16 protein-coding genes are annotated in these 13,586 nt (G+C 42.0%); all 16 read right to left on the bottom strand.

Annotated features, from left to right (window positions below):
• Window positions 1–12: 12 nt before the first annotated feature.
• The gene (gene rpmC, locus ABEQ24_RS21775) at window positions 13–216 is read right to left on the bottom strand and encodes a 50S ribosomal protein L29 (RefSeq protein WP_029282816.1); all 204 of its coding nucleotides are present in this window, start codon (window positions 214–216) and stop codon (window positions 13–15) included.
• Complete coding sequence (gene rplP / locus ABEQ24_RS21770) at window positions 206–640, bottom strand: 50S ribosomal protein L16 (protein ID WP_070875228.1); 435 nt, start codon at window positions 638–640, stop codon at window positions 206–208. Before rplP ends, rpmC begins: the two co-directional genes overlap by 11 nt.
• Before the next feature lie 2 nt (window positions 641–642).
• The gene (rpsC, locus tag ABEQ24_RS21765; protein ID WP_070875229.1) at window positions 643–1,299 is read right to left on the bottom strand and encodes a 30S ribosomal protein S3; all 657 of its coding nucleotides are present in this window, start codon (window positions 1,297–1,299) and stop codon (window positions 643–645) included.
• A 3-nt stretch (window positions 1,300–1,302) separates the two neighbouring features.
• The gene (gene rplV / locus ABEQ24_RS21760) at window positions 1,303–1,644 is read right to left on the bottom strand and encodes a 50S ribosomal protein L22 (RefSeq protein ID WP_029282822.1); all 342 of its coding nucleotides are present in this window, start codon (window positions 1,642–1,644) and stop codon (window positions 1,303–1,305) included.
• Window positions 1,645–1,661: 17 nt separating this feature from the next.
• Window positions 1,662–1,940 carry a 30S ribosomal protein S19 gene (rpsS, locus tag ABEQ24_RS21755; RefSeq protein ID WP_029282824.1) on the bottom strand — a complete coding sequence of 93 codons (279 nt, stop codon included), beginning with the start codon at window positions 1,938–1,940 and terminating at the stop codon, window positions 1,662–1,664.
• Between the two features lie 57 nt (window positions 1,941–1,997).
• Window positions 1,998–2,828, bottom strand: coding sequence for a 50S ribosomal protein L2 (rplB, locus tag ABEQ24_RS21750; RefSeq protein WP_430008721.1), 831 nt, complete (start codon window positions 2,826–2,828; stop codon window positions 1,998–2,000).
• Window positions 2,829–2,857: 29 nt separating this feature from the next.
• Window positions 2,858–3,145, bottom strand: coding sequence for a 50S ribosomal protein L23 (gene rplW / locus ABEQ24_RS21745; protein WP_070875231.1), 288 nt, complete (start codon window positions 3,143–3,145; stop codon window positions 2,858–2,860).
• Complete coding sequence (gene rplD, locus ABEQ24_RS21740; RefSeq protein ID WP_430008720.1) at window positions 3,145–3,768, bottom strand: 50S ribosomal protein L4; 624 nt, start codon at window positions 3,766–3,768, stop codon at window positions 3,145–3,147. Before rplD ends, rplW begins: the two co-directional genes overlap by 1 nt.
• A 27-nt stretch (window positions 3,769–3,795) precedes the next feature.
• Window positions 3,796–4,422 (bottom strand): 50S ribosomal protein L3, encoded by a 627-nt coding sequence (rplC, locus tag ABEQ24_RS21735; protein WP_070875233.1) that lies wholly within the window; start codon window positions 4,420–4,422, stop codon window positions 3,796–3,798.
• Between the two features lie 43 nt (window positions 4,423–4,465).
• On the bottom strand, window positions 4,466–4,774 hold the full coding sequence (gene rpsJ, locus ABEQ24_RS21730; protein ID WP_029282834.1) for a 30S ribosomal protein S10: 309 nt from the start codon (window positions 4,772–4,774) through the stop codon (window positions 4,466–4,468).
• A 340-nt stretch (window positions 4,775–5,114) separates the two neighbouring features.
• Window positions 5,115–6,305, bottom strand: coding sequence for an elongation factor Tu (gene tuf, locus ABEQ24_RS21725; protein WP_070875234.1), 1,191 nt, complete (start codon window positions 6,303–6,305; stop codon window positions 5,115–5,117).
• A 111-nt stretch (window positions 6,306–6,416) separates the two neighbouring features.
• Entirely contained in the window at window positions 6,417–8,495 is a 2,079-nt protein-coding gene (gene fusA, locus ABEQ24_RS21720; protein ID WP_430008719.1) for an elongation factor G, read from the bottom strand.
• A 53-nt stretch (window positions 8,496–8,548) separates the two neighbouring features.
• Entirely contained in the window at window positions 8,549–9,019 is a 471-nt protein-coding gene (gene rpsG / locus ABEQ24_RS21715; protein WP_070875236.1) for a 30S ribosomal protein S7, read from the bottom strand.
• A 51-nt stretch (window positions 9,020–9,070) separates the two neighbouring features.
• Window positions 9,071–9,493 (bottom strand): 30S ribosomal protein S12, encoded by a 423-nt coding sequence (rpsL, locus tag ABEQ24_RS21710; protein WP_029282841.1) that lies wholly within the window; start codon window positions 9,491–9,493, stop codon window positions 9,071–9,073.
• A 107-nt stretch (window positions 9,494–9,600) separates the two neighbouring features.
• Window positions 9,601–9,849 carry a 50S ribosomal protein L7ae-like protein gene (locus tag ABEQ24_RS21705; RefSeq protein ID WP_430008718.1) on the bottom strand — a complete coding sequence of 83 codons (249 nt, stop codon included), beginning with the start codon at window positions 9,847–9,849 and terminating at the stop codon, window positions 9,601–9,603.
• A 133-nt stretch (window positions 9,850–9,982) separates the two neighbouring features.
• Complete coding sequence (rpoC, locus tag ABEQ24_RS21700) at window positions 9,983–13,582, bottom strand: DNA-directed RNA polymerase subunit beta' (protein ID WP_430008717.1); 3,600 nt, start codon at window positions 13,580–13,582, stop codon at window positions 9,983–9,985.
• Window positions 13,583–13,586 lie beyond the last annotated feature (4 nt).

Here is a 13,586-nt window from a genome sequence, read left to right as displayed (position 1 = left end):
CTCCTCTCAGGATTATCGATTATTAGCAGCGATCTCTCTTTCAGTGATCACAGTTTTCATACGAGCGATCGATTTACGTACTTCACGAATGCGAGCAGTGTTTTCAAGTTGACCTGTCGCTAATTGGAAACGAAGGTTAAACAACTCTTCTTTTAGTGATTTTACTTTTTGTTCAATTTCAGCAGTGGTAAGATCACGAATTTCATTAGCTCTCATTTGATTCACCACCAATTTCCTCGCGTTTAACGAATTTTGTTTTGATTGGTAATTTGTGAGATGCAAGACGCAATGCTTCGCGTGCTACTTCTTCAGAAACACCAGCAATCTCAAACAAAACTTTTCCAGGTTTAACGACTGCTACCCAGCCTTCTGGAGCCCCTTTACCGGAACCCATACGTACCTCTAGAGGTTTAGCCGTATAAGGCTTAGAAGGGAAAATTTTGATCCAGACTTTACCGCCACGTTTCATGTAACGAGTCATCGCAATACGAGCTGCCTCGATTTGACGATTTGTAATCCATGAAGCTTCTAGAGCTTGAATACCGAACTCACCGAAGTGAACTTCTGTACCGCCTTTAGCACGACCGCGCATTTTTCCACGGTGTTCTCTGCGATACTTAACGCGTTTTGGCAACAACATAATTATTTTCCTCCTTCCTCTTTTTTCTTCTTAGTAGGAAGAACCTCTCCACGATAGATCCAAACTTTAACGCCTAATTTACCATAAGTAGTGTCAGCTTCAGCTGTACCATAGTCAATATCAGCACGAAGTGTGTGAAGTGGAACAGTTCCTTCACTGTAATGTTCAGAACGAGCGATATCAGCACCGCCAAGACGACCAGATACCATTGTTTTGATTCCTTTTGCACCAGCGCGCATAGCACGTTGAATTGTTTGCTTTTGTGCACGGCGGAAAGAAATACGGTTTTCTAATTGACGAGCGATGTTTTCAGCTACTAATTTAGCATCTAAATCAGCTCTTTTAATTTCAAGAATGTTGATGTGTACACGCTTGCCAGTTAATTGGTTAAGAGCTTTACGAAGTGCTTCAACTTCAGTACCGCCTTTACCGATTACCATACCTGGCTTAGCAGTGTGGATCGTAATGTTAACACGATTAGCAGCACGCTCGATTTCAATCTTAGAAACAGAAGCATCGCTTAAACGTTGGTTGATATATTCACGAACTTTAATGTCTTCGTGTAAAAGATTAGCATAATCTTTACCAGCGAACCATTTAGATTCCCAATCACGAATGACACCAATGCGAAGACCGACTGGATTTACCTTTTGACCCACGGATTATCCCTCCTTCTTTTCTGATACAACGATTGTAATGTGGCTTGTGCGTTTGTTGATTGCACTGGCACGGCCCATTGCGCGTGGACGGAAACGTTTTAGAGTTGGACCTTCGCCTACATAAGCTTCAGTTACAACCAGGTTGTTAATGTCCATTTCATAGTTGTGCTCTGCATTTGCCACAGCAGATTTTAGAACTTTTTCAATAATTGGAGAAGCAGTTTTCGGTGTGTGACGAAGAATCGCTACCGCTTCACCTATTTGCTTTCCTCGGATAAGATCAATTACTAAACGAGCTTTACGAGGAGCAATACGTACTGTTCTTGCAACGGCTTTAGCTTGCATTTAAAAGCCTCCTCTCATTAACGTCTTGTTTTTTTGTCGTCAGCTGCATGACCTTTATACGTACGTGTTGGAGCAAACTCACCGAGTTTGTGTCCTACCATATCTTCAGTAACGTATACAGGAACATGTTTGCGACCGTCATATACAGCGATCGTTTGACCGATGAATTGTGGGAAAATAGTAGAACGACGAGACCAAGTTTTGATCACTTGTTTTTTCTCTGACTCGTTTAACTTTTCAACTTTTTTGAATAAATGCTCATCTACGAATGGTCCTTTTTTCAAGCTACGGCCCATACTTGTACCTCCCTTCGCGATTGCGCTACGGTTCCTTCGAACCGTAGAACCATCACGTTATTTTTTACGACGACGTACGATGAATTTATCGGACTTATTGGTTTTCTTGCGAGTTTTATAACCAAGAGTCGGTTTACCCCAAGGAGTCATTGGAGACTTACGTCCGATTGGAGAACGACCTTCACCACCACCATGAGGGTGATCGTTAGGGTTCATTACAGAACCACGAACTGTAGGTCTGATGCCTAACCAGCGTGAGCGTCCAGCTTTACCAATGTTGATAAGTTCATGCTGTTCATTTCCTACTTGACCGATAGTAGCACGGCAAGTAGCAAGAATCATGCGAACCTCACCAGAATTCAAACGAACTAATACGTATTTGCCTTCTTTACCAAGTACTTGTGCAGAAGTACCGGCAGAACGTACTAATTGTCCGCCTTTTCCAGGTTTTAATTCGATGTTGTGGATTACTGTACCTACTGGGATGTTTTGAAGAGGAAGTGCATTTCCAACTTTAATATCAGCCTCAGGTCCAGAAACAATTTGTAAACCTACTTCTAGGTTTTTTGGAGCAAGGATATATCTTTTCTCACCATCTGCATAATTGATAAGTGCAATGTTTGCAGAACGGTTCGGATCATACTCGATTGTAGCAACGCGTCCTGGTATACCATCTTTATCGCGTTTAAAATCGATAATACGGTATTGACGTTTGTGACCGCCGCCTTGATGACGTACAGTAATTTTACCTTGGTTGTTACGACCGCCTTTTCTATGAACAGGCGCTAGTAATGACTTTTCTGGTTTGTTTGTTGTAATCTCAGCGAAATCAGAAACTGTCATGCCGCGACGACCATTTGAGGTTGGTTTGTACTTTTTAATCGCCATCTCGTTTCCCTCCTATCTTGAAAAATGTATTAGACTTCGAATAATTCGATTTCTTTGCTGTCAGCTGTTAATTTAACAACTGCTTTTTTACGCTTATTAGTAAGACCTGTATAACGACCTACACGCTTATATTTGCCTTTGTAGTTAAGTACGTTAACTTTCTCAACTTTAACGCCAAAGATCGCTTCGATAGCATCTTTAACTTGAGTTTTGTTAGCTTTAACGTCTACTTCAAACGTGTATTTTTTCTCAGTCATTAAGTCTGTTGAAAGTTCAGTGATTACGGGGCGCTTAATAATATCACGAGGATCTTTCATTATGCAAGCACCTCCTCTACTTTTTGCACCGCTGCTTTCGTAATAACAAGCTTATCATGGTTAAGTACATCTAAAACGTTAATAGAATTAGCTGTAAGAACTGTAATGCCAGGGATGTTACGAGCTGATAATTCAACTGTTTCGTTTACATCAGCAGTAACGATCAATGCTTTCTTCGCAATTGAAAGACCTGTAAGAATAGAAGTCATTTCTTTTGTTTTAGGAGCATTCATTAGTAAGTCTTCTAATACTAATACGTTGTTTTCTTGTACTTTAGATGATAAAGCTGATTTGATCGCTAAGCGGCGAACTTTTTTTGGTAATTTGTAAGAATAGCTGCGTGGTGTTGGACCGAATACGATACCACCGCCGCGCCATTGTGGTGAACGGATAGACCCTTGACGAGCACGTCCAGTACCTTTTTGACGCCAAGGCTTACGACCTCCGCCTCTAACTTCTGAACGACCTTTAACTTTATGGTTTCCTTGTCGCAAGGAAGCTCTTTGCATGATAACCGCTTCGAATAAAACGTGCTGATTAGGTTCGATACCAAATACGGAATCGTTTAGCTCGATTTCCCCAACGTTTGATCCGCTTTGGTTTAATAATGCTACTTTCGGCATTATCGAATTCCTCCTTTCTTAGAAAAATTAGTTAGATTTAACAGCTTTTTTCACTGTGATAAGTGATTTTTTAGGTCCAGGTACGTTACCTTTGATCAATAGAAGGTTACGCTCAGCGTCAACTTTCACGATCTCAAGGTTTTGAACAGTAACGCGCTCTCCGCCCATGCGGCCTGGCAATAATTTGTTTTTGAATACTCGGTTAGGAGCAACAGGACCCATTGAACCTGGGCGACGGTGGTAACGAGAACCATGTGACATCGGTCCGCGAGATTGGTTATGGCGTTTGATTGAGCCTTGGAAACCTTTACCTTTCGATACTCCTGTTACATCTACTACATCTCCAGCAGAGAAAATATCAACTTTGACTTCCTGACCAACTTCATACTCACCAGCATCTCCGCGGAATTCCCTTACGAAGCGCTTAGGTGCAGTATTAGCTTTTGCAACGTGTCCTTTTGAAGGTTTGTTAGAAAGTTTGTCGCGTTTGTCTGAGAAACCAACTTGAACAGCTGCATAGCCGTCACTTTCAACAGTTTTCAATTGAAGAACAACGTTTCCAGTAGCCTCAATTACTGTTACCGGGATAAGGTCACCCTTTTCCGTGAATACTTGAGTCATACCGATTTTTTTACCTAAGATTCCTTTGGTCATTAGTCACACCTCCTATAATGTGTTGTAAAATCTATTTTTGAAATTAAAGTTTGATTTCAATGTCAACGCCTGACGGCAAGTCTAATCGCATTAATGCATCAACAGTTTGTGGTGTTGGGTTAATGATATCGATCAAACGTTTGTGCGTGCGCATTTCAAATTGCTCACGAGAATCTTTGTATTTGTGTACCGCACGAAGAATCGTATAAATCGATTTTTCAGTTGGCAACGGGATCGGACCAGAAACGTTAGCACCTGAACGTTTTGCTGTTTCAACGATCTTCTCAGCAGATTGATCAAGAATTCTGTGATCATATGCTTTCAAACGAATACGAATTTTTTGTTTTGCCATTATTTTCCCTCCTTTTCGCCTACTTTTAAAATAGACTTTCTCCGTAGAAATTTTCCGTACACTCGCCATGGCAAAGCGGCCGTGTGTATCGGCAACCTCCTACTTCATCGCAGTCAAAGACCAACATTGTCTATTATATAAAAAATCCGTGCCCAATGCAAGAAGAAAATAAAGTTTTTACTTTCTTGCGCACTTTTACTATTATACATACTTCATAGTCTTATGACAAGCAAATCAGCAAATGGAAAATGTTTTTGCTTCTTGACTTAAATACTTCAAATAAATGAGGTTTTTCATATAAAAAAAGGCGAGCATTAAGCTCGCCTTTTAGAAAGTAGAATTACTCAGTGATCGTAGCTACGACACCAGCGCCTACTGTACGTCCGCCTTCACGGATTGAGAATTTAGTACCTTCTTCAATCGCGATTGGAGCGATAAGTTCAACAGTCATTTCGATGTTATCGCCAGGCATAACCATTTCAACGCCTTCTGGAAGTTGAATGATACCAGTTACGTCCGTAGTACGGAAGTAGAACTGTGGGCGATAGTTAGAGAAGAATGGAGTGTGACGTCCACCCTCTTCTTTTGAAAGAACGTAAACTTCTGATTTAAATTTAGTGTGTGGAGTGATTGTTTTTGGCTTAGCAAGAACTTGTCCACGTTGGATGTCTTCACGAGAAACCCCACGAAGAAGTGCTCCGATGTTGTCGCCAGCTTCTGCATAGTCAAGAAGCTTACGGAACATTTCAACACCTGTTACAGTTGTAGATTTTGGCTCTTCAGTGAAGCCGATGATGTCGATAACATCTCCAACTTTAACTACGCCGCGCTCTACACGTCCTGTAGCAACTGTTCCACGACCAGTGATTGAGAATACATCCTCAACTGGCATCATGAAAGGTTTTTCAGTGTCACGAGCTGGAGTTGGGATATACTCGTCAACTGCGTTCATAAGTTCAACGATTTTCTCTTCCCACTCAGCTTCGCCTTCAAGAGCTTTAAGAGCAGAACCTTTGATTACTGGAATGTCATCGCCAGGGAAGTCATATTCAGAAAGAAGATCACGAACTTCCATTTCAACTAATTCAAGTAACTCTTCGTCGTCTACCATGTCACATTTGTTCATGAATACAACTAGGTAAGGAACACCTACTTGACGAGAAAGAAGGATGTGCTCACGAGTTTGTGGCATTGGGCCGTCAGAAGCAGAAACAACTAGGATTCCGCCGTCCATTTGTGCAGCACCAGTGATCATGTTTTTAACATAGTCAGCATGTCCTGGGCAGTCAACGTGTGCATAGTGACGAGTTTCAGTTTCGTACTCAACGTGTGCAGTTGAGATTGTGATTCCGCGCTCGCGCTCTTCTGGAGCAGCATCGATCATGTCGTATGCCATTGCAGCACCTTTACCGCTACGTTTAGCTAATACAGTTGTAATAGCAGCTGTTAAAGTTGTTTTACCGTGGTCAACGTGTCCAATTGTACCGATATTGGCATGCGTTTTTGAACGGTCGAATTTTTCTTTACCCATTCTAAATTCCTCCTTAGAGTCATGATTCATTATATAGATTGCAGAAAGTGAAACATGTCCACTTTCTATTCATACATAAGTAGTTATACTTCAATAAAAGGTGAAAATCAATTATTCACCTTTATTTTTTTTGATAATTTCTTCAGAAATTGATTTTGGAACCTCTTCGTAATGATCAAAGTGCATTGAGAATGTTCCGCGGCCTTGAGTATTTGAACGTAACGCAGTAGCGTATCCAAACATCTCAGAAAGTGGAACCATTGCACGAACAACTTGAGCATTTCCGCGTGCTTCCATACCCTCTACTCGTCCGCGACGAGAAGTGATATCACCCATGATATCTCCCATGTACTCATCAGGGATTACAACTTCAACCTTCATAACAGGTTCAAGGATAACAGGGTTACACTTAGATACAGCGTTTTTAAGAGCCATAGATGCAGCAATCTTAAACGCCATTTCACTAGAGTCAACATCATGGTAAGAACCATCAACCAATGTAGCTTTTACATCGATTAGAGGGTACCCAGCTAGAACACCATTTTTCATAGAGTCTTCTAGACCAGCTGCAACAGCAGGCACGTATTCACGCGGTACTGTTCCACCTACTACTTTGTTTTGGAACTCAAAGCCTTTTCCTTCTTCGTTTGGTTCAAATTCTACCCAAACGTGTCCGAACTGACCGCGTCCACCAGATTGGCGTGCGAATTTACCTTCAACTTTAGCAGAGCCACGGAAAGTTTCGCGATACGCAACCTGAGGAGCACCAACGTTAGCTTCAACTTTAAATTCACGTCTCATACGGTCAACAATGATATCAAGGTGAAGTTCACCCATACCAGAGATGATCGTTTGACCTGTTTCAGTATCAGTGTGAGCTTTGAAAGTTGGATCTTCTTCAGAAAGCTTTGTTAAAGCTGTAGACATTTTGTCTTGGTCAGCTTTAGATTTTGGTTCAACAGATAGTGAGATAACCGGCTCTGGGAAATTCATTGATTCCAAGATAACTTGGTTCTTCTCATCACATAAAGTATCACCAGTTGTAGTGTCTTTAAGACCTACAGCCGCAGCAATATCTCCAGCGTATACTGTTGAGATTTCCTCACGAGAGTTAGCATGCATTTGCAGGATACGTCCTACGCGTTCACGCTTGCCTTTCGTTGAGTTCTGTACGTATGATCCAGAATTCAAGACACCTGAATACACACGGAAGAATGTTAATTTACCAACATAAGGGTCCGTCATAACTTTGAATGCAAGTGCTGAGAATGGACCCTCATCACTAGATTCACGAGCTACTTCATCCTCACTGTCAGGTAATGTACCTTTGATTGCCGGTACATCTAAAGGAGAAGGCAGGTAATCTAGAACTGCGTCCAGCATTAACTGAACACCTTTGTTTTTAAATGCAGATCCGCAGATTACTGGGTAGAATTCTACATTTACAGTTCCTTTACGGATAGCAGCTTTCAATTCATCGATTGTAAGCTCTTCACCTTCAAGGTATTTCATCATAAGCTCTTCGTCAAGTTCTGCTACAGCTTCTACAAGCTTTCCGCGCCACTCTTCTGCAAGATCTTTATACTCATCAGGAATTTCCATAGCCTCTGAGCGAGTTCCCAGGTCGTCTTCGTAGATATATGCAACATTCTCTACTAAGTCAATAATACCTACAAACTCATCTTCAGCACCAATTGGAAGTTGGATAGGATGAGCATTAGCTTCAAGACGGTCATGCATAGTTTTTACAGAGTATAAGAAATCCGCACCGATTTTATCCATTTTATTAACGAATACTACACGCGGTACTCCGTAAGTTGTTGCCTGGCGCCATACTGTTTCAGTTTGAGGCTCAACACCTGATTGAGCATCAAGTACTGCTACTGCACCATCAAGTACACGAAGTGAACGTTCAACTTCAACTGTGAAGTCTACGTGTCCCGGTGTATCGATGATGTTTACGCGATGACCTTTCCACTGAGCAGTTGTAGCAGCAGAAGTGATTGTGATACCACGTTCTTGCTCTTGCTCCATCCAGTCCATTTGAGAAGCACCTTCATGTGTTTCACCAATTTTATGGATACGTCCAGTGTAAAACAATACACGTTCAGTAGTAGTCGTTTTACCGGCATCGATGTGAGCCATGATGCCGATATTACGAGTTTTGTCTAAGGAGAACTCTCTTGCCATTTGGGTTTTTCTCCTTCCTATTATAAGGATTAGTATATTTTATGGTTTGAATCCTACCAGCGGTAGTGAGCGAATGCTTTGTTAGCTTCAGCCATTTTGTGTGTATCTTCACGTTTCTTAACTGATGAGCCAGTGTTGTTAGCTGCATCAAGAATCTCGTTAGCTAAACGCTCTTCCATCGTTTTTTCACCGCGAAGACGAGCGTAGTTTACTAACCAGCGAAGACCAAGAGTAGTACGGCGGTCAGGGCGAACTTCAACAGGAACTTGATAGTTAGCACCACCAACACGACGAGCTCTTACCTCAAGAACTGGCATGATGTTTTTAAGTGCTTGTTCAAACACTTCGATTGCTTCTTTACCTGAACGCTCTTTCACTAAGTCAAAAGCAGTGTAAAGAATAGTTTGTGCTTTACCTCTCTTGCCGTCTACCATAATTCTGTTGATTAGACGAGTAACAAGCTTTGAGTTGTAAAGTGGATCTGGTAATACGTCTCTTTTTGTAACAGGACCTTTACGTGGCATGTTATATCCTCCCTTCATGCTATAATCTTAAGCTTTATATTACTTAAGGCATTATTTTTTTGGTGCTTTTGGTCGTTTTGTACCGTATTTAGAGCGGCCTTGCATACGCTTGTCAACACCAGCAGTGTCTAATGCACCGCGCACGATGTGATAACGTACACCCGGTAAATCTTTTACACGTCCGCCGCGGATAAGTACAACACTATGCTCTTGCAGGTTGTGTCCGATACCAGGAATGTAGGCAGTTACCTCAATTCCGTTAGTTAAACGAACACGAGCATATTTACGAAGAGCCGAGTTCGGTTTCTTCGGTGTCATTGTACCAACACGAGTACATACTCCGCGTTTTTGCGGTGATGATGTGTTTGTTTGCTCTTTTTTGAAGCTGTTGTAACCTTTGTTTAACGCAGGAGAAGTTGATTTTTCAACTTTGCTTACGCGTCCCTTGCGAACTAATTGGTTAATAGTAGGCATGTTAATGTCCTCCCTTCTCGAAGTTTAATACCACACATCCAGGTGGTTCATATTTGGGCAAAAACAAAGTTTTTGCAGAGGATTTAAAACCCTTGGCAAAAACGGTTTTAATTGATAATAGCTACAGTTACTGCTCCTACTTCTATTCCGCAAGCTTTTCCAAGCTTTTTCATAGAGTCAACCATATTAAAGGGAATGTCCTTCTGTTCAGCGAGCTCAGTAATCATTTGAATGATTCTTGAATCAGCGTCTTCAGCAATGATCAGTTCCTTTACTTGATCAAGTTTTAGAGCCTTTACTGTTTGCTTCGTACCAACAATAATTTTATGTGCCTGCGATACTTTTTCATAAGACATAAAAATATATCCTCCAAAGCAACAGGTTTTAATTAAGCACCTAGAACATACTAACATCGTAAGAGATGGATGTCAACTAGATCAATGAAACATTTTTCTAGAATCGTCCATCTCTTTTTCAGTTAGTTAGTAATTAATCTACAGTTACAGTTTCATCTTCCGGCTGTATGCGGGGAATTGGATTAACGCGTCTATAGCGCTGCATTCCAGTTCCGGCAGGCACAAGCTTACCGATGATCACATTTTCTTTCAAGCCGAGCAGTTCATCACGCTTGCCTTTAATCGCAGCATCCGTCAGGACACGAGTTGTTTCCTGGAATGATGCAGCGGATAAGAATGAATCTGTTTCAAGTGATGCTTTTGTAATACCAAGCAGGATCGGACGTCCTGTTGCCGGGCGTTTGCCTTCAAGCAATACCTTTTTGTTGGCATCTGTAAATTGGTGAACATCAAGCAATGTACCAGGCAATACATCTGTATCTCCTGCATCCATTACCCGAACTTTGCGAAGCATTTGGCGAACCATTACTTCAACGTGTTTGTCTCCAATTTCTACCCCTTGCATACGGTATACTTTTTGAACTTCACGAAGCAGATATTCCTGAACAGATGTGATGTCTGTTACTTTCAGCAATTCTTTAGGGTCGATTGAACCTTCAGTAAGTTCCTGACCGTGTGTAATTTTGTCGCCTTCAGACACTTTAAGTCTGGCGTTGTAAGCAGCTGTGTAAGTGCGCGTTTCAACATTGCCTTTAATAACGATTTCTTGTTGTCTGTCACGAACTTCATTAATCTCCACTACTACACCATCAATTTCAGAGATGGTTGCCTGACCTTTAGGGTTTCTCGCTTCAAATAGCTCCTGAATACGAGGTAAACCTTGAGTGATGTCATCTCCGGCAACACCGCCTGTATGGAACGTACGCATTGTAAGCTGAGTTCCCGGTTCTCCGATAGATTGGGCAGCGATAATACCGACTGCCTCTCCAACTTCAACCTCGGTTCCTGTAGCCAAGTTGCGTCCGTAGCATTTTTTACATACACCATGGCGGGTGTTACATGTAAATGCAGAACGGATCCATACTTCTTCTATACCAGTTTCAACAATCGCTAAAGCAAGGTCTTCAGTAATAAGATCATTTTCAGAAACGATGACTTCACCAGTCTCCGGATGTTTAATTGTTTTGCGTGCATGACGACCAATTAAACGCTCTTCTAAATGCTCGATTACTTCTGTGCCTTCTTTAATCGATTTCGTCAAGATGCCGCGGTCCGTTCCACAGTCTTCATCACGAATGATGACATCCTGCGCAACGTCAACGAGACGTCTTGTCAAGTAACCTGAGTCAGCTGTTTTAAGGGCAGTATCGGCAAGACCTTTACGCGCACCATGTGTTGAGATAAAGTACTCTAACACTGTTAAGCCTTCGCGGAAACTTGATTTGATTGGGAGTTCGATAATACGTCCGGCCGGGTTGGCCATCAGTCCGCGCATTCCAGCAAGCTGCGTAAAGTTAGATGCGTTACCACGGGCTCCTGAATCACTCATCATGAAGATCGGGTTGCGCTTATCAAGAGAAGCCATCAGTTTGCCCTGGATGACATCTTTAGACGCACTCCAGATGGAAATAACACGTTCATAGCGCTCTTCTTCTGTAATCAGACCGCGTTTGAATTGTTTAAGAACATTATCAACTTTAGCCTGTGCCTCTTTTAAGATCTCTTCTTTTTCGCGCAGTACGATGATATCTGATACACCAACCGTAATACCGGCTTTTGTAGAGTATCTGAATCCAAGATCTTTCATGCGGTCAAGCATTTTAGATGTTTCGGTAATATGGAATTTCTTAAAGATTTCAGCAATGATTTTACCTAAGATTCCCTTTTTGAAAGGAGGGATAATCTCTTGGCTTTGAATGAATTCTTTCACATTCACATTTGCATCAATAAAGAATTTTTCCGGTGTTTCATCTTCAATGTTGCTCTTAGTCGGTTCATTCATATACGGGAATGAAGGAGGAAGAATTTCATTGAAAATCAGTTTTCCTACTGTTGTTACAAGCAGCTTTTTGCGCTGTTCATCCGTAAATGATTCGTTAGGCAGCGAGCTTGCTTGAACAGCAATACGAGTGTGAAGATGCACATATCCGTTTTGATATGCAAGCAAGGCTTCATTCGTATCTTTGAAGACCATTCCTTCGCCGACAGCTTCTTCGCGTTCTAAAGTCAGGTAGTAGTTTCCGAGTACCATATCCTGAGAAGGAGTAACAACAGGTTTTCCGTCTTTAGGATTTAGAATGTTTTGAGCTGCAAGCATCAAAATGCGTGCTTCTGCTTGAGCTTCAGCAGACAGAGGTACGTGAACCGCCATTTGGTCACCGTCAAAGTCAGCGTTATATGCTGTACATACTAATGGGTGAAGACGAATTGCACGGCCTTCTACAAGCGTAGGCTCAAATGCCTGAATTCCGAGTCTGTGAAGTGTAGGCGCGCGGTTAAGGAGAACTGGATGCTCTCTGATAACTGCTTCTAATACATCCCAAACCTCAGGAGATACACGCTCTATTTTACGTTTTGCACTCTTAATGTTGTGTGCTAAGCCTTTTTCAACAAGTTCTTTCATAACGAAAGGCTTGAATAATTCAAGAGCCATTTCTTTCGGCAAGCCGCATTGATACATTTTCAGGTTCGGTCCTACAACAATAACGGAACGGCCAGAGTAGTCAACACGTTTACCAAGAAGGTTTTGACGGAAACGTCCTTGTTTCCCTTTCAGCATATGTGAAAGAGATTTAAGAGGACGATTGCCTGGTCCAGTAACCGGACGGCCGCGTCGGCCATTGTCAATCAGTGCATCAACAGCTTCTTGAAGCATGCGTTTTTCGTTCTGTACGATGATGCTTGGAGCACCAAGGTCCAATAAACGTTTTAAACGGTTGTTGCGGTTAATTACGCGTCGGTACAAATCATTTAAGTCAGAAGTCGCAAAGCGTCCTCCGTCTAATTGAACCATTGGACGAAGTTCAGGCGGGATAACTGGAAGAACATCAAGGATCATCCAAGATGGCTCATTGCCTGAATTACGGAATGCTTCTAACACTTCTAAACGTTTGATTGCACGAGTTCTGCGCTGGCCTTGTGCTGTTTTAAGCTCTTCTTTAAGCTGATCAACCTCTTTATCCAAATCGATGTCAGAAAGAAGTTTTTTGATCGCTTCTGCACCCATTGCAGCCTGGAAAGTTGAGCTGTATTTATCACGGTATGCTCTGTATTCTTTTTCAGAAAGCAGCTGTTTTTTCTCAAGCGGCGTGTCGCCTGTTTCTGTAACCACGTAAGAAGCGAAGTAAATCACTTCTTCTAGTGCACGCGGAGACATATCAAGGACTAAGCCCATGCGGCTAGGAATGCCTTTAAAATACCAAATGTGAGAAACAGGGGCAGCAAGTTCAATATGCCCCATACGCTCACGGCGAACCTTAGCACGAGTTACTTCAACTCCGCATCGATCACAGACTACACCTTTGTAGCGAACTCTTTTATATTTTCCGCAATGACATTCCCAGTCCTTAGTAGGACCGAAAATGCGCTCACAGAATAAACCGTCTTTTTCTGGTTTTAATGTACGATAGTTAATCGTTTCTGGTTTCTTAACTTCACCGAATGACCACGAGCGAATTTTATCAGGTGAAGCGAGACCGATGTTCATATACTCAAAGTTATTTACATCTAGCAAGGGG

The organism is Metabacillus idriensis, assembly GCF_050483325.1.
In the GTDB taxonomy this organism is placed as follows: domain Bacteria; phylum Bacillota; class Bacilli; order Bacillales; family Bacillaceae; genus Bacillus_P; species Bacillus_P idriensis_A.
The sequence above is the reverse complement of the archived record's forward strand: the minus strand, read 5'-3'. Positions and strand labels throughout refer to the sequence as shown.